The sequence below is a fragment of the Dactylosporangium sp. CA-152071 genome, assembly GCF_050936335.1.
In the GTDB taxonomy this organism is placed as follows: domain Bacteria; phylum Actinomycetota; class Actinomycetes; order Mycobacteriales; family Micromonosporaceae; genus Dactylosporangium; species Dactylosporangium maewongense.
Genome location: NZ_JBNJMZ010000002.1, coordinates 3,051,170 through 3,069,037, shown reverse-complemented (window position 1 = coordinate 3,069,037; position 17,868 = coordinate 3,051,170). Strand labels below are relative to the sequence as shown.

Annotated in this window: 19 protein-coding genes; 11 read left to right on the top strand and 8 right to left on the bottom strand. The window is 72.6% G+C overall.

Features of this window, described 5'->3' with window-relative positions; translation table 11 throughout:
* Positions 1 to 4 precede the first annotated feature (4 nt).
* The 3 genes from ACQEVZ_RS53765 to ACQEVZ_RS53755 all read left to right on the top strand — a co-directional run bounded on the left by ACQEVZ_RS53765 (position 5) and on the right by ACQEVZ_RS53755 (position 2,059).
* A complete protein-coding gene (locus ACQEVZ_RS53765) occupies positions 5 to 538 on the top strand; it encodes a YciI family protein (protein WP_354892742.1) in 534 nt (177 codons plus the stop codon).
* Between the two features lie 80 nt (positions 539 to 618).
* Positions 619 to 972 (top strand): GlsB/YeaQ/YmgE family stress response membrane protein, encoded by a 354-nt coding sequence (locus ACQEVZ_RS53760; protein ID WP_344498082.1) that lies wholly within the window; start codon positions 619 to 621, stop codon positions 970 to 972.
* A gap of 94 nt (positions 973 to 1,066) precedes the next feature.
* A complete protein-coding gene (locus tag ACQEVZ_RS53755) occupies positions 1,067 to 2,059 on the top strand; it encodes a universal stress protein (protein ID WP_433383508.1) in 993 nt (330 codons plus the stop codon).
* 28 nt (positions 2,060 to 2,087) lie between these two features.
* Here the strand turns inward: ACQEVZ_RS53755 and ACQEVZ_RS53750 are convergent, their stop codons facing one another.
* Positions 2,088 to 3,242: a monooxygenase gene (locus tag ACQEVZ_RS53750; RefSeq protein ID WP_344498086.1), complete on the bottom strand. Its 1,155-nt coding sequence runs from the start codon at positions 3,240 to 3,242 to the stop codon at positions 2,088 to 2,090.
* 196 nt (positions 3,243 to 3,438) lie between these two features.
* On the opposite strand from ACQEVZ_RS53750, the gene ACQEVZ_RS53745 reads away from it, so the two are divergent.
* Positions 3,439 to 4,782 (top strand): condensation domain-containing protein, encoded by a 1,344-nt coding sequence (locus tag ACQEVZ_RS53745; RefSeq protein ID WP_433383506.1) that lies wholly within the window; start codon positions 3,439 to 3,441, stop codon positions 4,780 to 4,782.
* Between the two features lie 204 nt (positions 4,783 to 4,986).
* Here the strand turns inward: ACQEVZ_RS53745 and ACQEVZ_RS53740 are convergent, their stop codons facing one another.
* Complete coding sequence (locus tag ACQEVZ_RS53740; RefSeq protein WP_433383504.1) at positions 4,987 to 6,267, bottom strand: CoA transferase; 1,281 nt, start codon at positions 6,265 to 6,267, stop codon at positions 4,987 to 4,989.
* Positions 6,268 to 6,322: 55 nt separating this feature from the next.
* On the opposite strand from ACQEVZ_RS53740, the gene ACQEVZ_RS53735 reads away from it, so the two are divergent.
* A complete protein-coding gene (locus ACQEVZ_RS53735) occupies positions 6,323 to 6,667 on the top strand; it encodes a hypothetical protein (protein WP_433383502.1) in 345 nt (114 codons plus the stop codon).
* 59 nt (positions 6,668 to 6,726) lie between these two features.
* Positions 6,727 to 7,641, top strand: a complete 915-nt coding sequence (locus ACQEVZ_RS53730; RefSeq protein ID WP_344498094.1) for an SDR family oxidoreductase — start codon at positions 6,727 to 6,729, stop codon at positions 7,639 to 7,641.
* A gap of 482 nt (positions 7,642 to 8,123) precedes the next feature.
* On the opposite strand, the gene ACQEVZ_RS53725 is transcribed toward ACQEVZ_RS53730, so the two are convergent.
* Positions 8,124 to 9,320: a WYL domain-containing protein gene (locus tag ACQEVZ_RS53725; protein WP_433383499.1), complete on the bottom strand. Its 1,197-nt coding sequence runs from the start codon at positions 9,318 to 9,320 to the stop codon at positions 8,124 to 8,126.
* A 3-nt stretch (positions 9,321 to 9,323) separates the two neighbouring features.
* Positions 9,324 to 9,680: an effector-associated constant component EACC1 gene (locus ACQEVZ_RS53720; RefSeq protein WP_360561491.1), complete on the bottom strand. Its 357-nt coding sequence runs from the start codon at positions 9,678 to 9,680 to the stop codon at positions 9,324 to 9,326.
* Positions 9,681 to 9,781: 101 nt separating this feature from the next.
* On the opposite strand from ACQEVZ_RS53720, the gene ACQEVZ_RS53715 reads away from it, so the two are divergent.
* The gene (locus tag ACQEVZ_RS53715) at positions 9,782 to 10,186 is read left to right on the top strand and encodes a Fur family transcriptional regulator (protein WP_344498100.1); all 405 of its coding nucleotides are present in this window, start codon (positions 9,782 to 9,784) and stop codon (positions 10,184 to 10,186) included.
* Positions 10,187 to 10,414: 228 nt separating this feature from the next.
* On the top strand, positions 10,415 to 11,005 hold the full coding sequence (locus tag ACQEVZ_RS53710; protein ID WP_344498102.1) for a TMEM165/GDT1 family protein: 591 nt from the start codon (positions 10,415 to 10,417) through the stop codon (positions 11,003 to 11,005).
* Between the two features lie 275 nt (positions 11,006 to 11,280).
* Here the strand turns inward: ACQEVZ_RS53710 and ACQEVZ_RS53705 are convergent, their stop codons facing one another.
* The gene (locus ACQEVZ_RS53705) at positions 11,281 to 11,457 is read right to left on the bottom strand and encodes a hypothetical protein (RefSeq protein WP_433383496.1); all 177 of its coding nucleotides are present in this window, start codon (positions 11,455 to 11,457) and stop codon (positions 11,281 to 11,283) included.
* 85 nt (positions 11,458 to 11,542) lie between these two features.
* A complete protein-coding gene (gene serS, locus ACQEVZ_RS53700; RefSeq protein ID WP_354892723.1) occupies positions 11,543 to 12,835 on the bottom strand; it encodes a serine--tRNA ligase in 1,293 nt (430 codons plus the stop codon).
* A gap of 143 nt (positions 12,836 to 12,978) precedes the next feature.
* On the opposite strand from serS, the gene ACQEVZ_RS53695 reads away from it, so the two are divergent.
* From ACQEVZ_RS53695 to ACQEVZ_RS53685, 3 genes are read left to right on the top strand one after another with little or no spacing between them, the layout of a single operon-like run.
* Positions 12,979 to 13,128, top strand: coding sequence for a hypothetical protein (locus ACQEVZ_RS53695; RefSeq protein ID WP_433383494.1), 150 nt, complete (start codon positions 12,979 to 12,981; stop codon positions 13,126 to 13,128).
* Between the two features lie 4 nt (positions 13,129 to 13,132).
* A complete protein-coding gene (locus tag ACQEVZ_RS53690) occupies positions 13,133 to 13,798 on the top strand; it encodes a hypothetical protein (RefSeq protein ID WP_433383492.1) in 666 nt (221 codons plus the stop codon).
* Positions 13,799 to 13,808: 10 nt separating this feature from the next.
* Positions 13,809 to 14,489, top strand: coding sequence for a TetR/AcrR family transcriptional regulator (locus ACQEVZ_RS53685; protein WP_433383490.1), 681 nt, complete (start codon positions 13,809 to 13,811; stop codon positions 14,487 to 14,489).
* 412 nt (positions 14,490 to 14,901) lie between these two features.
* On the opposite strand, the gene ACQEVZ_RS53680 is transcribed toward ACQEVZ_RS53685, so the two are convergent.
* Both ACQEVZ_RS53680 and ACQEVZ_RS53675 read right to left on the bottom strand, forming a co-directional pair.
* The gene (locus tag ACQEVZ_RS53680; RefSeq protein ID WP_433383488.1) at positions 14,902 to 16,416 is read right to left on the bottom strand and encodes a DHA2 family efflux MFS transporter permease subunit; all 1,515 of its coding nucleotides are present in this window, start codon (positions 16,414 to 16,416) and stop codon (positions 14,902 to 14,904) included.
* Between the two features lie 71 nt (positions 16,417 to 16,487).
* Entirely contained in the window at positions 16,488 to 17,855 is a 1,368-nt protein-coding gene (locus ACQEVZ_RS53675; RefSeq protein ID WP_433383486.1) for a cytochrome P450, read from the bottom strand.
* Between the last annotated feature and the right edge of the window lie 13 nt (positions 17,856 to 17,868).

Here is a 17,868-nt window from a genome sequence, read left to right as displayed (position 1 = left end):
CACCATGCTGCACTTCGTATGGGGCATCGACGTTCCCGGCACCGGGCCGCTGCGCGAGGAGCTCGTCGAGAAGCACTGGGCGTACATGGACGGCTACGTCAAGGAGCTCACCGCCCGCGGCCCGACGCTGAGCGAGGACCGCAGCGAGGCGACCGGCAGCATCCACATCGTCGACCTGCCGGACCTGGCCGCCGCCCGGGCGTTCGCGTTCGACGAGCCCAACTACCGGGCCGGCGTCTACGATCCCGTCCTGCTGCTGCGGTACGAGGACACCCTCGGCGGCACCATGTGGCAGCACGCCTCCGGCGAGGGCTCCGGTTTCCTGCTCATCGGCCACGCCACCCCCGGCGCGTCCCCTTCCGCCGCCGTGCCGCCGAGGCCGGGCACCCTGGCCCGCGGCGAGCTGTTCTCGCACGACGACGGCGGCTGGCTCGGCACCGCCGTGCTGGTCGAGGCGTCGCGGGCCGACGGGTCGTTCCTGCCGGACGGCTACGAGGAGGTCGAGATCCACCCGTGGCAGATGGGCGGCCGCCGGTAGCTGCTCCCAATCCTGCGGATCTTGCCGCGGACGTGTACGGTGCCGGTCGATTGCTTCAACGCGAGGGGAGCGCGGGTGCCATGCACATCAACGACTTTTTGAGCGCGATCCCGATCGGTCTGCTCATCGGTGTCCTCGGCCGGCTGGTCCTGCCGGGCCGCCAGTCGATCGGCCTGTTCATCACGTTCCTCATCGGCGTGGGCGCGGCCCTGCTCGGCACGCTGGTCGCCGAGCTCGTCAACGTCGACGACAAGGCCCTCGTGAAGCTCTGGAAGATCGAGTGGAGCTGGTGGGAGCTGGGCATCCAGGTGCTGTTCGCGACGATCGGCATCGGGCTGGCCAACATGCTGACCTACACCAGGCTCGCCTCCGGCAACCCGAAGCCCCGCAAGCGCGCCAGCCGCCCCCGCCGCCGCAAGAAGGCCGAGGACTAGGCGGGCCCTGCGGGTCCGCGCCCACCCGTCGTCCGGGCCGGTTTCCTCATCCCGAGGGGTGGTCGATGCCGGTCCGGCGAGGGACGTTGGATGCATGGACAGACCAGTGGTCGCCGGCGTCGACGGGTCCATGGCGAGTCTCGGCGCGGTCCGGTGGGCCGCCGACGAGGCCGCCCGCCACGGGCGGACGCTGCGGATCGTGCACGCGATGAGCTGGGAAGGCCACGCCGACGGGCAGGGAATCGTCCTCGACGCGGCCGACGACGCCCGGGCCTGGCAGCCGGGCATCTCGGTGGAGACGGTCACGGTGGGCGGCCGGCCGGGCCGGGTCCTACAGGAGCAGTCCCGGTCGGCGAGCCTGGTGGCGATCGGCGGCAGGACGCACGACGGCGGCCAGCTGAACTCGTCGGTCTGCGCCCAGCTCGCCGCGTACGCCCACTGCCCCGTCCTCGTCGTCAACCGCGGCGAACGCTGGATCCCCGAGTCCGCCGCCGGACCCCCGACCCCCGAGCTGCCCGAACCCAGCCAGTTCCTGAGCATGCCGGAGCTGTCACCCCACTTCGGCAGCGGTGCCGGTCGCGCCACGGCCGGGAACGGCCAGACGAGGTACGGGCCCGGGCCGGTCAGCGCGGTCCCGCGCCGCGGCGGGCGGCACGTCGGTGGCCGGCCAGGCCCGGACCTGGCCGGCCCCGGCGCCGACCCGATGACGGCCCTGCCGGGCACCGCGCCGGTCGTGGTCGGCGTCGACGGCTCACCGTCGGCCTGGCGCGCGCTCGAGTTCGCCTACGACGAGGCCCTGTCCCGGCACGTCCCGATGGTCGCCCTGCACGCCGGGCGGGCCCGGTCGCACGCCGCCGTCCACGCCGAGCTGACCCCGTGGCTGCGCGGGCACGGCGACGTCGACGCCAGCTTCGCCGGCTCCGACGAGCCGGTCGTGGAGGCCCTCACCGGCGCCGCCGACGCCGCCCTGCTGCTCGTCCTGGGCGCGCACCGGGACAGCTGGTTCGAGAACCCCCGCCCCAACCCCCGCACCCAGCTCATCGTCCACCACGCCGCGAGCCCCGTCCTCGTCACCCGCAGCGTGTGACCGTCCCCCGCCGAGGGGCGGTCGGACGTCAGGCACTGGGAGTCATGATGACGAGGCCGAGGCACATCTCGTCGCTGGTGCCGTCGCCCCAGACCACGTAACGGGGCGCGGTGCCCTTCAGCTGGGGCAGCTGGCCGCGCAGGGCCGCGTCGTGGGTGCAGGTGACCCGCAGCGTGTCGCCCGGCTGCAGGACGACGGGCTTGGCGAGCGGGTGGATCGCCTGGTCGTCGAAGTTGTACCGGGGGACGTCGAGCAGCGTCTGCGCGCCGGGCCGACCGGGGTTGAGCTCGATCTTGATGGACCGGCCCAGCAGGTGCATGTGGCCGGCCACCGCGTACACCGTGGACCTGCCGGGCACGGGGCGGTCGCAGTGCTGGGTCGGGCCCGCGGCCGGCGGGGCGCCCTTCGCGCACAGCCGCAGCAGCCGGTCGGCCTGGCCGCCGATCTCCTCGCCGAAGCGCTTGCCGACGTCGGCGACGGCCGCGGCGCGGTCGCACAGCGGGCCCGACTCGGCCGGCGTGCACGGCAGCTCGATCGGCGCCGGCAGCAGCGACGTCTGCAGCGGTGTCATCGCCGAGGTGGTGTCGTTGAGCCGCAGGCGGATGCTCGACCGGTCCGCGCCGCCCGCCGGGCCGCCGGTGGCGAGCAGGTTGTAGTGGATCTGCATGACGATGAGGCTGCCGGGCGGCATCTGGTAGCCGAGGTCGGGCGCGAGGAGCGTCTCGTTGGCGCCCGGTGCCCAGGACGCGACCCACGTGTCGCCCTCGACGCCCGAGTCGCCGAAGCACGTCCAGCCGTCGCCGGGCGTGCCGGCGTCGAGCCTGCGGGCCTCGTCGGCGGAGCCGGGCGCGATGCGGAAGAAGATCGCGTGGTGCACGATGTCGGCGTTCTGCGGCAGGAACTGGCTGCCCGTCAGGTACGCCTCGCTCGTCAGCTTCGGGTCGACCAGGAAGCACCGGTACTCGTCGGTGCCGCCGTTGGGTGCCTTCGGCGTGTACGACGCCGGCATCGACAGGCTCTGGAAGCGTTCCCCGGCCCGGAGCGGCTCGGCGGGCGGCGCGGAGAGGTGCCCGCTGTGCGCCCCGCTCGCCGGCGCCGCGGCCGACGGTGCCGATTCCGGGTCCTTCGACCCGCCACACGCCGTGAGCAGGACCACCGCCGCGAGCGCTACCAGCCTCTTCATCGTTGCCTCCCCGTGGACGGCGCCGGTTATGAATCGATGTCGATGATTCTCTCCGGATTCGGGCGACACATCCGGGGTTCTCCCTGATAGTGCCCCTCGGGGTCAATCGACTCGATGGGTAATGGTGGATGAGGACTTCTTGCGGCACTATGTGGAAACTTTGCCGCCGAAAGTCGAAAACTGAGGAGGGCCGGCGATGGTTGTTGCGCCGGAACGGGTGGTCGTGCGGTTCGAAGGTGACGGCGCCGGCACCGGGCCGCTGTCATGGGGGCAGCTGGAGAACTGGTCGGCGATCGTCAAGCAGGGCACCTGGCTGCCGCTCGGCGGGGTCCGGCCGCTGCCCGAGGGGACGACGCTCGACGAGGTCGTCGACGAGGTCCGGTACCTGATGGGCCGCTACCAGCCGATGCGGACCCGGGTGCACACCGGCGCCGGCGGCCGGCCCGAGCAGGTCGTGCACGCGTCGGGCGAGCTCACGGTCGAGGTCCACGACGTCGGTACCGACGCCGACAATGACGCAGGTGGGACCGGCGCAGGACCGGACAGCGCGGATCTGGTCGCCGCGGCCGTGCACGAGCGGCTCAGGGACACGCCGATGGACTTCGCCGCCGAGTGGCCGGTGCGGTACGCCGTCGTCCGGCAGGGCGGCCGGCTCACCCACGTGGTGCTGCTGGTGAGCCACTTCGTCACCGACGCCGCCGGGGCCGTCACGATGATGACCGAGGTCGCCGCCCGCACCGCCACGCCGGTCGCCGGGCTGCAGCCCCTCGCGCAGGCCGGATGGCAGACGTCACCGGCCGGCCGCCGGCACAACGAGCACGCCCAGCGCCACTGGGAGCGGATCGTCCGGGACGTCGACCCGGTCAGGTTCCCGCCGCCCGCCGAGGTGGTTTCGCCACGGTACCGGCAGGGCGAGCTCACCTCCCCGTCGCTGCCGGCGGCGGTGCGGGCGATCAGCGACCGCAGCGGCGTCGAGCCCGCGACGGTGCTGCTCACCCTGTACGCGGCCGCCCTGCACGGCGTCCTCGGCGTCGACCCGGTGGTGATCCGGCCGATCACCAGCAACCGGTTCAGGCCCGGCCTCGCCGACGTCGTCTGCACCCTCGCGCAGGCCGGCCTGTTCCGCATCGACGTCGGCGGCGGCTCGTTCGAGGACCTGCTGCCCCGGGCGGGCCGGGCGGCGCTGTCGGCGTACAAGTACGCGTACTTCCACCAGGCGGAGATGGCCGACCTCGTCGACCGCGTCGGCCGCGAGCGCGGCGCGCCGATCGAGCTCGGCTGCTACTTCAACGACCGCCGCGGCGCCGGTCCCGCCCCTGACGCGCCGGCGGCGTTCCGGTGGGTGGCCGCGCAGGAGGCGCCGACGTTCGAGCCGCTGTTCGTGCACGTCGACGACGCGACCAGCGACGGCGCCGAGGCGCTGCGGCTCACCGCGTACCTGGACACGGCCCACGTCACCCCGGCGTCCGCGGCCGCGGTCCTGCAGGCGATGGACGAGCTCGCGTCGAAGGCCGCCGCACTCCAGCCCGCGGCGCTGTAGGAACGCCCGCCGGGTGCTCGTGGAGTCCTTCGTGGCGACTCGACGCGGTGGCGGCAGGCGCTTCCACCCGGCCGCTGCGGCGAATTCCGTGGCGGCCGTCGCGGGGCTTCTGCGGCGACCGGGGTGGGGCTTCCGTGGCGACCGGGGTGGGCTTCCGCGGCGGTCGTTGCGGGGCTTTCCGTGGCGGCCGGGGTGGCGGGGTGGTCAGCTCCAGGTGGCGGGTGCGGTTCCGTAGGACGGGGGCAGGCGGGGCCAGCTGAGCGGCACGCCGTCCAGCGCGCCGGGCGGGGCGACGCCGGTCCAGCCGTTGCCGAGCGGCACCAGGTGCGGCGCGACCGGCGTCTCCACCGGTGGCGTCCCGTCGAGCGGCGCACCGATCAGCCAGGCGGCGGTCCGGGCCAGGGACACCTCGACGTGCGCGGCGACCCCGGTGCGCGCCCGCTCGGCGAGGGCGGCCAGGGCTCCGGCGGCGACGAGGTATCCGGTCGCGTGGTCGAGCAGCTGGCACGGCAGCGCCCCGGGCCGGCCGGACGCGTCCCTGGTCAGCCATCCGATCCCGGTCGCGACCTGGACCAGGCTGTCGAAGCCGCGCCGCACGCCCCACGGCCCGCCGGTGCCCCACGCGGACAGCGTCACCACGACCGTGCCGGGGTGCCGCTCGGCGATCTGGTCGGCGTCCAGGCCGAGCCGGCGGAGGGCGCCCGGCCGGTACCCGGTGACGAGCACGTCGGCGCCGTCCAGCAGCCTGTGCAGCGTCGCCGGGTCCTCGCCGGCGTCCAGCAGCGCGCTGGCCTTCCCGAGGACCCCGTCGACGGCGAGCCCGGGCAGCTCGGGCCGCGCGGGGTGGTCGATCCGCAGGACGTCGGCGCCGAGCGCGGCGAGCATCCGCGTGCCGACGGGACCGGCGATGACCCGGGTCAGGTCGAGGACCCGGATCCCGGCGGCCGGCAGCGGCCCTCGCGCACCGGTGCCCTCTGCCCGCCCGGTCGCGGTGCCGAGGGGTGTGGCGCGTACCAGTGGGCCGTTCGGTCCCGGCAGTTCGCCTGGTAGGCGGGCGGCGACGGCGAGGCCGCCCGCCTCGTACACCAGACGCTCCACCATCAAGGCGGGCATTCCGGCGATCGTCTCGGCCACGCTCTCCACATCCGCGCTCTCCGCTTCGAGGGCGGTGAGGAGTGCGGCGCGGTGCCACGGGTAGTTGGCGTGGGTGCGGACCCAGCCGTCGGCGGCGGGCCACAGGCGCGACAGCGGCGCGAACCCGTCGATGCCGCGCCCCTCCGGGTCCCGCAGCAGCGCCTCGGCGCGGACGGCCGCGGCGACGTGCCCGGTGTCGAGGGAAACGGCGGGGCGGTGGCCGGTGCGCGCCTCGGCGAGGTCCGCGGCCGCCTCCAGGCACATGGTCACGGCCGCGGTCGCGCACCCGGCGACGGCGAGGGGCGCCGCAAGTACAGCAGGAACAGCGGGACCGGAGATCTCAACGCTCACGGTCGCCATTCTCGCTCGACGCCGCCGCGCGGGCGGGTGCATGCTGACGGGCACGATGGGTGCTCTCGACATGGTCGCCGCCCGGGTCGCCGGCGGCGCGACGGTGCAGTTCCGGCCCAGCGGGTCGTCGATGGTGCCGCTGGTGCGCAGCCGCCAGCTGGTGACGGTCAATCCGGTCGACCCGGCGCTGGTCGAGGTCGGCGACATCGTCCTGGCGAAGGTGGCCGGCACGGTGTACCTGCACCTGGTGTCCGCCGTCGACGCCGCGGCCCGCCGGGTGCAGATCAGCAACAACCGCGGCCGGGTCAACGGCTGGACCGGCCACGCCAAGGTGTACGGCATCTGCGTCTCCGTCGACGGCGTCCCCCGCCCGCGCACCGCCGGCAAGAGCCTTCTCTGAAGTCGGCCTTCTCTGAAGTCGGACACGGGTTGTCAGGTTTTTCTGGCACGGTCGTCTGTATGGAACAACCACTGAAAGGCAAGGTCGCCCTGGTCGCCGGCGCGACGAGGGGCGCGGGCAGGCAGATCGCGGTGCAGCTCGGCGCGGCGGGCGCCACGGTGTACGCGACGGGACGCACCACCCGCGAGCAACCCTCCGAGATCGACCGGCCCGAGACCATCGAGGAGACCGCCGAGCTGGTGACCGCCGCCGGTGGCACCGGGATCGCCGTGCAGGTCGACCACCTGGTGCCCGACCAGGTGCGCTCGCTCGTCGCCCGCATCGACGCCGAGCAGGGCCGGCTCGACGTCCTCGTCAACGACATCTGGGGCGCCGAGAAGCTGTTCACCTGGGACAAGCCGCTGTGGGAGGACTCGCTCGACACCGGCCTGCACATCCTGCGCCTGGCGATCGACACGCACATCATCACCAGCTACCACGCCCTGCCCCTCCTCATCCGCAACCCCGGCGGCCTGGTCGTCGAGATGACGGACGGCACCCTCGCGTACAACCTGGACAACTACCGCGTCTCGTTCTTCTACGACCTGGCGAAGATGTCCGTCCTGCGACTCGCGTTCGCCCAGGCCCACGAACTACGCCCACACGGCGCGACCGCGGTCTCCCTCACCCCCGGTTGGCTGCGCTCGGAGCAGATGCTCGACCACTTCGGCGTCACCGAGTCCAACTGGCTCGACGCGACGGCCAAGGAACCACACTTCGTCATCTCGGAGTCCCCGGCGTACGTCGGCCGCGCCGTCGCCGCCCTCGCCGCCGACCCTGACGTCGCCCGCTGGACCGGCCAGTCCCTGTCCAGCGGCCAGCTGTCGCAGGTGTACGGCTTCACCGACCTCGACGGCAGCCGCCCCGACTGGTGGCGCTACTTCCGCGAGGTCCACGAACCGGGCAAGCCCGCCGATGCCACCGGCTACCGGTAGCCGCACGCTGTCCTGGAGGTCGCGGTGGCGGGGCGGCGGTGGCCTGCCTTCCAGGGTTTGCGCTGACCGGCGACGGTGGCCGCTTCCGGGGTTTGCGCTGACCGGCTACTTGCCAGCGCTCGGTGCGTGACGACCGCTGGTGGCGAACTGTCCGCGGTTTGCGGTGGCTGGCTGGCTGCCGGTGGAGCGCTGCCCCGGGTCCCCGTCGGGTGGCCGGCGCCGCCCGATCCGGTCCGCGCCGAATTGCCGTGGGTCGCCTGCCCGCGGGGCGCTGCCCGGGATCTGCCGGGACCGGCTGCTGCCGGTGGAGGGCCGCCATCTCGTCCGTTGCGATCGCGGCCGTGCCTGTCCCTCACGCGGCCGTGGGTCACAGGTCCGACCTGCCCTCACGCTCGCTGCTGGTGGGGCTGTCCCGCCTGCTTCGGGCGCGCGGTCTTGCGTGACGGGTCCGACCTCCACCGCACGCCGGAGGCGTGGGTGCCCTACGCCGCGTCGCCTACGTCTGCGTCGTCGCCACCGGACTCGCCAGGCGCGACGGCGTTCGGCTGCTCCGGCGGCCGGTAGAGGGCAGCCATCCTGTCGGCGGCGCTGCGCATGAGGTCGCGTAACGGCTCGGGCTCGAGCACCTCGACGTCGGGCCCGAGCCGCAGTAACTGTGTGTACGCCACGGCGACCGACTCCACGGGCAGGTCCACCACCACCCGGCCCTGCTCGTCGGGCGGGTGGAAGTGGGCCTCCCGCACCGCGAGGGCCTCCACCGCGTGCCGCAGCGTCCGCAGCCCGGCCGGCGTGAGCCTGATCGTGACCCGCTCGGCGAGGACCCGCCGCACGAACTCGTCGGCGCGCTCCGCCCAGAACGCGCCCAGGTCGAACTCCACGTCCCGCGTGAACCCCGTCTCGTCGACGGTCAGCTCGGCGATCTTGTCCACCCGGTACACCCGCAGGTCGCCGGCGACGCGCCCGACGAGATACCACCCTCCGTTCTTGAGCACTAGCCCGTAGGGCTCCACGGTCCGCGCGACGACCTCCCGCCGCCCGGCCACCGTGCGGTCGTCGGTGCGCCCGCCCGAGTCGGTCCGCCCGCCCGAGTCGGTCCGCCCGCCCGAGTCGGTGCGCCCGCCCGAGTCGGTGCGCCCGCCCGAGTCGGTGCGCCCGCCTGAGTCGGCGTGTCCGCCCGGGTTGGGTCGGCCGGCGCGGCGCTCATACCGCAGCTGGATGACCCGGTCGTCCCAGACGGCGCGGGCCAGGTCGGCCAGCCAGGGCGGCGGCTGGGCCGGGTCCTCGAACCACCCGGGCACGTCCAGGTGGAACCGCTGCCGTGCGCGGCTCGACGCGTCGCGGATCGGGGCGGGCAGCGCCGCGGCCACCTTCAGCTCAGCCACGGCGAGCACGTCGCCGAGGCCCATGTCACGGGCCGGGCCGGGCAGCCCCGACAGGAACAGCGCCTCCGCCTCGGCGCGGCTGAGACCGGTGAGCTTCGTGCGATACCCGTCGAGGAGCCGGTATCCACCGGCGCGGCCCTGTTCCGAATACACGGGAACGCCGGCTGCGGACAGGGCGAGGATGTCGCGGTAGATGGTGCGCTCGGAGACCTCCAGGGCCTCGGCCAGCTCAGCCGCCGTCACCGTGCCGCCTGCCTGGAGCAGCAGCACGAGCGAGATGAGCCGCGACGCGCGCATCGCCTACGCCGGGTCCTGATCGGGTGCGGCCGGTGGGTCGAGCGTTTCGACGATCCGCCGGATGTCCTCGGGGGAGGAGGAGCCATCCAGCTCGACGACCACGTCGCCGCGCCGGATCCGCACCCGCGGCGGCCGGGGCCGGGTCCCGCGCCACGTCACCACCGCCATCAGCAGCCCGCCGAGCGCGATGCCGTTGCTCACCAGGGCGTTGACGACCTCGAACGCGCCGCCCATCTCCCCGGGCCGGGGCGCCGTCGGCGTCAGGCTCACCCGGACCGTGCGAATGATCTCGTCGTCGCGCAGCCACTGGTACAGCTGACGCAACGACTCCTCGTCGTCGACCTCAAGGCGAATCTCCACGACGGCACGGTACCGCGCAGGTACGACAATTTTCGCCGCCGCTCCAGCTGGCTCTCGGCTCCGCTGCAGCGCTTTGGTGAGGTCACGCTAAGCTTTTTCGGGTGAACGACGTGGAGCAGCACCCTGCCCGGCGCAACACCCGCCAGCGTGACGCCGTGATGACGCTGCTCAGCAACGTCGACGGGTTCCACAGCGCCCAGGAGCTGCACGTCATGCTCCGTGAACGCGGCGCCAACGTCGGCCTCACCACCGTCTACCGGACCCTGCAGCTGCTCGCCGAGACCAACGAGATCGACGTCATGCAGGTCCCGGGCAGCGACACCCGGTACCGGCGCTGCAGCGACCGCCACCACCATCACCTCGTGTGCCGCAGCTGCGGGCGCACCGTCGAGGTCCTCGGACCCGCCGTCGAGCGCTGGGCGGACCGCATCGGCGAGGAGCACGGCTTCACCGACGTGAGCCACACGCTTGAGATCTTCGGCACGTGCGGACGCTGCGCGCGCTGACGTCTCCGTCGGTTACCCTGGTGGAGCGCGAAGGGGAGTAGTCCTCCAACTGCGTGGTCGACATACTGGGGCGCTCGCGTCCCCGGCCACGCGGCCCAGTGTTCATGGCGTCCGGACCCGTCCGGTGCCGCACAGGGCGGACGAGACCTTCGACTCAGGCTGAACAAGCCGGGTCGAGGTCGTCCGTGCCCTCCTCCCGGCCATCTCCGGGAAGGTATCTGCAACCACATGAGCGGTTTCCTCGCTGCCCTGGCCATCAGTTTCGGCGTCATCTTCGTCGCCGAGCTGGGCGACAAGTCGCAGCTGATGGCGCTGACGTTCGCCACCAGGTTCAAGACCGTTCCGGTCCTGATCGGTATCACCGTCGCCACGGCCCTGGTCCACCTGGTTTCCGTCGCCGTGGGGTACGGTCTGGGCGCCGCCCTCCCGACCGCCTGGATCTCCCTGGTGGCGGCGCTCGCCTTCTTCGCGTTCGGCGCCTGGACGCTGCGCGGCGACTCCCTCACCGACGAGGAGCGCGACAAGGTCAACCAGCCCACCACCCGGTCCGCCATCTTCACCGTCGGCGTCGCGTTCTTCCTGGCCGAGCTCGGCGACAAGACCATGCTCGCCACCATCACCCTCGCCACCCAGCACGGCTGGTTCGGCACCTGGCTGGGCTCCACCATCGGCATGGTCGCCGCCGACGCCCTCGCCATCCTCGCCGGCCGCCTCCTCGGCAAGCACCTTCCGGAACGCACCATCAAGTACGGCGCCGCCGCCCTGTTCGTCCTCTTCGGCGTCTGGCTGCTCATCGAGGCCCTCGGCGAGCTCCTGTAACCACGGACGCCGCCTCCGTCCCAGTACCTCGCCGAGGACGCGCTCGTGTACTGGGGCGGAAGGCGCTCCGCCGCGCAGTGCGCCGGCGTCGCAGGAGGAGGGCCCGACGCCCCGGGAGTGCGACCCGGCGGCGTGGGGAAACGTGACGCGTGGCGGGGCGGGCTAGAGAAGAGCGGCGCGAGGCCCGTTCAGCATCCAGGCCAACTTGGACGAGCCTGTGCCCGGGCGGCAGCACTGCGACGCACGCCGACAGACGGCCAGGAGCGCCGGCCAGGTCAGGAACCCCGCCAGGTCAGGAACCCCGCCAGGTCAGGAACCCCGGGCCAGCCCAGGAACACCTGCCGGCCCAGGAACACCTGCCGGCCCAGGAACCCCTGCCGGCCCAGGAACCTCGGCTGGGTCAGGAGAGCCGGCCCGGCCAGGAACCATGGCGCGAGGCCGCTGATGGGCATGGCACCGGGCGGCGGGGCGTAGACGGGCAGGTCCGGCGGGTCGGTGCCGGCCGGACCTGCCCGGGAAGCGGAAGGCTTCCGGAGCTCAGCGTCGCTTGGTCGGCTTGACGATGCGGTCGGTGCCGACCTTGTCGCGGAGGACCTCGGGGACGAGGACCGAGCCGTCGGGCTGCTGGAACTGCTCGAGGATCGCCGGGAAGATGCGGCTGGTGGCCAGGGCGGAACCGTTCAGGGTGTGGACGAAGCGGTTGTTCTTCGAGCCCGGGACCCGGTAGCGGATGCCGGCGCGGCGGGCCTGGTAGTCGCCCGCCCAGGAGACCGAGGAGACCTCCTTGTACTTGCCGGTGCTCGGCATCCAGACCTCGATGTCGATGGTCTTGCGCATCGAGGCGCTGGAGTCGCCGGCGGCGAGCAGCGAGCGCCGGAAGTGCAGGCCGAGCGAGCTGACCAGGTCCTCCGCGTAGTCGACCATCTCCTCGAGGGTCTTCTCGCCGTCCTCGGGAGTGGTGAACTGGAAGATCTCGACCTTGTTGAACTGGTGGCCGCGGACGGTGCCGCGCTCGTCGGAGTGTGAGCCGGCCTTCTCGCTGCGGTAGCAGGGCGTGTACGCATACGCCTTGTGCGGCAGGTCGGCGGTATCGAAGATCTCGTTCTGGTACGCGCCGAGGATCGCGGTCTCCGACGTCGGCAGCAGGAAGCGGCCGCGCTCGTCGTCGTCGGTGGCGATGTGGAACACGTCGTCGTAGAACTTCGGGAACTGCCCCGCGGCATAGCCCGCCGAGTCCAGCAGCAGGTGCGGCGGCAGCATGAACTGGTAGCCCGCGGTGAAGTGGCGGTCGATGAACCAGTTGACCAGGGCCCACTCGAGGCGGGCGCCCCAGCCCGTGTAGATCCAGAAGCCGGAGCCGCCGAGCTTCACGCCGCGCTCGAAGTCGACGAGGCCCAGCTCGTTGGCGAGGGTGACGTGGTCGCGGACGTTGTCGATCTTCGGCGCCTCGCCGAAGACCTTGACGACGACATTCGCCTCCTTGCCGCCGGCCACGACGTCCTCGGCCGGCAGGTTGGGCAGCTCGCTCATCGCGGTGGTGAGCTGCTCCTGCACCGCGGCGAGGCGCTCCTCGAGCTCCTGCAGCGCGGCCTTCGCGTCGCGGGTGGTCGGCTCGACCGCCTGGCCGGCCGCCTTCGCGGCGCCGAAGGCGCGGGCCTCCTCCTTGCGGCGGGCCCGCTCGGCGTCGATGTCGCCGATGAGCTCGCGGCGCTGCTTGTCCAGCTCGGCGATGGCACTCAGCGAGCGGGACACCTCAGACGGATCGAGCCTCTTGGACAGTGCGGCCTCGACGGAGGCCCGGTCCTTGCGAATCAACTCGATGTCGAGCATGTCTGCCGCGCACCTTTGCCTAGATTTTCTGGACGCTCAGGATGTTACCGGTTGGGTCCGACACAATTCCGACCCGCCGCCGCGGTACATCTGCAACTCCAAGTGAACGCTACTCGGCGTCACCTAGTGGGCCGCCCCGCAAGGTGTACGCCCTGACCGACGCCGGCACCGCGCGCCTTGACGCGTGGCGCCGGCAGTGGAGGCGGTTCGTGGACATCGTCGACGCCACCCTGACCGACCAGGACACCAGCCGGGCGTCCGGGGACGCCAGCACCGACACGCCGAGGAGTTGACGCCATGGACACCATCGACGACGCCATCGCGACCGCCGACCGCACCTGGCGCGCGCAGGGGGTGAGCGGCGCCGACCGTACGAGCCTCGCCGCCGACCTCAGGGCGGATCTCGCCGCCGCCGCGGAGGACGGGATCGGGCCCGCCGAGCTCCTCGGCCCCGACGTGCCCGGCTTCGCCCGCCGGCTCGCCGACGAGGCGGGTGTCCGGCGCGTCCCGCGGGAGTACCTGCGCTTCCTGCGGACCTCCATCGCCGGCGCGCTGCTCGGCGGCGCCGCCGGCTTCGCGCTGATCACCATGGTGGTGCACCCGCTGCTGGTGGCCCTGTTCGACCTGCCGAGGTCCGTGAAGGTGCCGATCCTGCTGGCTGCCGGCATCTTCTACGGCGCCGCGGTGGCGTTCGCGGTCACCGGATCGGTCGCGGCCGTCCGGATTCGATTGCGGCATCTCCCGTACACCGGAAACACCGCCAACGCGATGGCCGTCCTCATACCGGCCGCCGCGCTCGTCGCGGCCCCGCTGACGGTGGGGTTCGCCCGGCTGACCGGCTACAGCACCAGCCCGTGGGTCGTGCTCACCGAGTGCGCGCTCGTCGTCGCCGCCCACATCGGCGCCGTCCTGCTCGCTCGCCGCTGGGCGCTGCGCGAACCGGGAACATCGTTCGCGATTTAAGCTGGTCGCCATGGACACGATCTGGACCCGCCCCGACCGCGGGTCCCGGGGACCTGTCCCGCAGCACAGCCGGGCCGAGATCGTCGCGGCGGCCGTTGTACTGGCAGACGCCGGCGGCCTGTCCGCGGTTTCGATGCGCGCCGTCGCCTCGGCCCTGTCCACGGGCGCCGGCTCGCTGTACCGCTACCTGTCGTCCCGCGACGACCTGCTCGACCTCATGTCCGACGCCGTCCTCACCGAGCTCCCGCTGGACCGGCCGCTCACCGGCGACTGGCTCGACGACCTGGTGGAGGTCGCCCGCGAGCAACTCGCCCTGTACCGCCGCCACCCCTGGCTCACCGAAGCCGCCCGCCGCGGCACCTTCGGACCGCGCGCCGTCAACTACTTCGAGCGCTGCATGGCCATCATGGCGCCGCTGCCCACCGCCGCCAGCACGAAGATGGAGACGATGGGTGTCCTGACCGGCGTGGTTTCGCTGTTCGCCCAGCCGGTGCCGGGCAACCCGCCGCCCGGCGACCCGGCCGCCGAGGAGCGGAAGCGCGCCTCTGCCGCGCAGCTGTTCTCCCTGGTGGACCCGCAGGCGCACCCGAACCTGACGGCCGCGTTCACCGGCCCCGCCCAGCCGCCGGCCGCCTCCGACCTCTTCGAACGCACCGTCCGCAGCGTCCTCCGAGGCCTCCTCACCCCCTGACCGCCGAGCCCGAGATCTGCCCGCAGGCCCGCCGAACGAGGGCCTTCCTCATGATCCGGTAGACCTTGGGCAGTCAGAGGTGCACAAGGTCCACCGGATCATGAGAACTGGCCTGGCCCCGCTGGGGGAACAGCACCACAACCACGGCCCCGGCAGCGTGGAGTCTGTGCGGAGCCGCAGGTCGAGGCGGACGTGCTTGCTGTGCCCGCAAGGGACAGGCGGCTCCACGACCCGTCACAGCAGGCGACCGGCCCGGCGCTGACCTGATCCGGGGAGGGCAGGCGGGGGCTTGCTGGCGGGGCGGGGTCAGTGATGGGAGCAGGTCGGGTTGCGGCGATGGCGGTGGCGAGTCGGGGCTGATCCGATCCAGGGCGGCAGGCGGGTTCGGGTAGGGCTTGCCGGCGAGGCGGGGTCAGTGGTGGTGGGTGGCCGTCGTCGGGGTGGCGGCTGAGGCCGGGGGTGGTGGGGGAGCGTCGACGGCGCAGTGCCGCAACGGCTTCTCCAGCACGGCGGGTGCGGTGGGGGCGGCCGGCGTGGGGCGGGGTGGGTTGCGGATCGTGGTGGCGGCGACGGCGGCGGCCAGGAGGCACAGGGCGGCGCAGATGAGGACGGCGGTGTGGAAGCCGGCGGAGAGGCGGGGTGGGTCCAGGTAGGCGGTGCCCGTGATGCCGGCGGCGGCGGGGAGGACGGCGACGGCGATCAGGCCGGCGGCGCGGGCGACGTCGTTGTTCACGGCGGAGGCCATGCCGGCGTGGCTGGAGCGGGCGGAGGACAGCGCGGTCGACGTGAGCGGGGCGACGGTGGTGGCGAGGCCCAGGCCGAGGACGACGACGGCGGGCAGGACCGAGGTGACGTACGAGCCGGAAGCGTCGATCCGGGCGAACAGCGCCATGCCGAGGCCGACCACGACGGGGCCGGCGCTCATCTGCAGGCGCGGGCCGATGCGGCTGGCGAGCGCGCCGGAGCGGGCGGACAGCAGGAGCATGATGACGGTGACGGGCAGGAGGGAGACGCCGGCCTGCAGGGCGCTGTAGCCGGCGACCTGCTGGAGCTGGATCGGCAGCAGGAACAGGGCACCGCCGATGGCGCCGTAGACGACGAACGTGACGACGTTGGTGGCGCTGAACTGCGGGGACGCGAACAGGTCCAGCGGCAGCATCGGGTGGGCGGTGCGGCGCTCCCACCAGACGAACGCGCCGAGCATCAGCACGCCCCCGACGAGGGCGGTGAGCACCAGGGGGCTGGTCCAGCCGAGGGAGTGGCCCTCGATCAGGCCATAGGTGATGCCGATCAGGCCGAGCGTGACCAGGGTGCCGCCGGGCACGTCGACGCGGCCGGTGGCGGTGGTGTCGCGGGACTCGGGGACGTGGCGCCAGGTGAGCAGGACGACGGCGGCGGCGATCGGGACATTGATCGCGAAGATGAGCCGCCAGGAGGCGGCGCCGACGAGCCAGCCGCCGAGGAACGGGCCGATCGCGGTGGCGACGCCGCCGAGGCCGGACCAGGCGCCGATGGCGCGGCTGCGGTCCTCAGGGCGGAACGACGCCTGCAGGATGGCGAGGCTGCCTGGGGTGAGCAGGGCCGCGCCGACGCCTTGCAGGGCACGGGCGGCGATGAGGGTCGGCGCGTCGGGCGCGGCGCCGCACAGGACGGACGCGACGGCGAACCAGACGACGCCGACGAGGAAGATCTTCCGACGCCCATACCGGTCGCCGAGCGCGCCCGCGATGAGCAGCAGCCCGGCCAGGGCGAGCGTGTAGGAGGTGACGACCCACTGCAACGTCTCGAGGTCGGTGTCGAACGAGCGACCGATCGCCGGCAGGGCGATGCCGACGACGGTCGCATCGATCGCGGCGATGCCGGAGCCGAGGATCGTCGCGGTGAGGACCCAGCGCCCGGACGCGGTGCCATACGACAGCGTTGCCATGCAGAGAACCTAGCCCGAGGGTCCGACAAAAAGACGGCAGGAAACGATGGCAAGGAACGACGGCAAGAAACTCAGTGGCGGTAGCCGCGCACCTTGACCTTGAAGTTCATCGCCGGCCCAGGCGTCGGTGCGGTCTTCGTCACGAGGGTGTAGCCGGGCGGGTCGAGCGCGAGGTCCAGCCGGTGGAACAGCCGCGCCATCGACAGCGCCATCTGCACGTCGGCGAAGCTCTTGCCGAGGCACGTGTGCGGCCCGCGCCCGTACGGCGAGTACGCGCCCGGCCGCAGGTGCTCCGACCGCGGCTTCTCGTACCGCCCGATGTCGAAGGTCTCCGGCGAAGGGTAGTACTCCTCCATGAAGTGCGGCACGGTCGTGCCGACGTAGACCATCTCGCCTTCCTTGATGGTGTACCCCGCGAACTCGAAGTCCCGCGTCGCGGTGCGGTTCAGCGCGACCGCGATCGGATAGAGCCGCATCGTCTCCATCAGCGCGTACCGGATCGACGGGATCTTGCGCAGGTCGTCGTCGGTGATCGGGCCGCCGGCGAACAGCGCGTCGGCCTCGGCCTGCACCCGCTCGAGCACTGAGGGGTGCTTGAGGACGGAGTAGATGAAGGCCGCGGTCGTGTTCGCGACCGTGTCCAGCCCGGCGACGTACGGGCCGGTGAGCGCGAGCACGAGATCGTTGGCCGGCAGGACACCCTCGCGGTTGAGGTGCACGTCCATGAGGTCCTCGACCAGGTTGCGCTCCTCCGGAGGCTTGCTGCCGGCGTTCGCGCGCAGCGAAGCGACCATCGTGTCGCTGAGCTCGAACACGCGGCTGCGGGCCTTCTTGTACCGGGGATTCTGCAGCAGGATCTTCGGCCGCTGCTTCGTGACCAGGACGTTGAGCACGTAGAGCGTCATGGTGCGGATGTCCGGCACGTACTCCAGGGGCGCGTTGCCGGTCAGGATCGTGCCGAGCTGGTCGGTCACCATGTACTGCAGCGCGTGCACGACCGGGACGGACGCGCCGGCCTTCCAGTCCCGTGCGAGGACCCGGTCGGTGATCTCGACGAGCTCGTTGCCGCGGCCCTTGATCGCGTCGCGGGAGTAACCGCGGCGCATGATCTCCCGCAGCTCCTTGTGGCTGTCGCCGTCCTCGCCGAGGATCGTGCGGGTGCCGCCGTACTCGTCGAGGAAGCCCTGCCAGAACTCCTTGGACCGCAGGCATTCGCGGCCTTCCTTCGAGCCCATGAAGTCGGCCGCCTCGGCGCCGGCGATGACCGTGAAGGACTTGTTGAACACCCTGATCTTGAAGACGGGGCCGTTCTCCCGGTAGGCCTGGGCGAAGAACCGCGCGGGGTCCTTCGCCAGCCCCAGCACGTTGCCGACGATGGGGCGGCCCTTCGCCACGGGGATCGGGCGCGCGGCTGCCGGGGCGGTTTCGGTGACAGTCATCGAGCGTCGACCC

What these genes read in the sequence shown, in the direction of transcription:
- ACQEVZ_RS53765 (WP_354892742.1), top strand. Translation starts at nt 5, where the DNA reads ATGCTGCACTTCGTATGGGGCATCGACGTTCCCGGCACCGGGCCGCTG.
- ACQEVZ_RS53760 (WP_344498082.1), top strand. Translation starts at nt 619, where the DNA reads ATGCACATCAACGACTTTTTGAGCGCGATCCCGATCGGTCTGCTCATC.
- ACQEVZ_RS53755 (WP_433383508.1), top strand. Translation starts at nt 1,067, where the DNA reads ATGGACAGACCAGTGGTCGCCGGCGTCGACGGGTCCATGGCGAGTCTC.
- ACQEVZ_RS53750 (WP_344498086.1), bottom strand. Translation starts at nt 3,242, where the DNA reads ATGAAGAGGCTGGTAGCGCTCGCGGCGGTGGTCCTGCTCACGGCGTGT.
- ACQEVZ_RS53745 (WP_433383506.1), top strand. Translation starts at nt 3,439, where the DNA reads ATGGTTGTTGCGCCGGAACGGGTGGTCGTGCGGTTCGAAGGTGACGGC.
- ACQEVZ_RS53735 (WP_433383502.1), top strand. Translation starts at nt 6,323, where the DNA reads ATGGGTGCTCTCGACATGGTCGCCGCCCGGGTCGCCGGCGGCGCGACG.
- ACQEVZ_RS53730 (WP_344498094.1), top strand. Translation starts at nt 6,727, where the DNA reads ATGGAACAACCACTGAAAGGCAAGGTCGCCCTGGTCGCCGGCGCGACG.
- ACQEVZ_RS53725 (WP_433383499.1), bottom strand. Translation starts at nt 9,320, where the DNA reads ATGCGCGCGTCGCGGCTCATCTCGCTCGTGCTGCTGCTCCAGGCAGGC.
- ACQEVZ_RS53710 (WP_344498102.1), top strand. Translation starts at nt 10,415, where the DNA reads ATGAGCGGTTTCCTCGCTGCCCTGGCCATCAGTTTCGGCGTCATCTTC.
- ACQEVZ_RS53705 (WP_433383496.1), bottom strand. Translation starts at nt 11,457, where the DNA reads ATGCCCATCAGCGGCCTCGCGCCATGGTTCCTGGCCGGGCCGGCTCTC.
- serS (WP_354892723.1), bottom strand. Translation starts at nt 12,835, where the DNA reads ATGCTCGACATCGAGTTGATTCGCAAGGACCGGGCCTCCGTCGAGGCC.
- ACQEVZ_RS53690 (WP_433383492.1), top strand. Translation starts at nt 13,133, where the DNA reads ATGGACACCATCGACGACGCCATCGCGACCGCCGACCGCACCTGGCGC.
- ACQEVZ_RS53685 (WP_433383490.1), top strand. Translation starts at nt 13,809, where the DNA reads ATGGACACGATCTGGACCCGCCCCGACCGCGGGTCCCGGGGACCTGTC.
- ACQEVZ_RS53680 (WP_433383488.1), bottom strand. Translation starts at nt 16,416, where the DNA reads ATGGCAACGCTGTCGTATGGCACCGCGTCCGGGCGCTGGGTCCTCACC.
- ACQEVZ_RS53675 (WP_433383486.1), bottom strand. Translation starts at nt 17,855, where the DNA reads ATGACTGTCACCGAAACCGCCCCGGCAGCCGCGCGCCCGATCCCCGTG.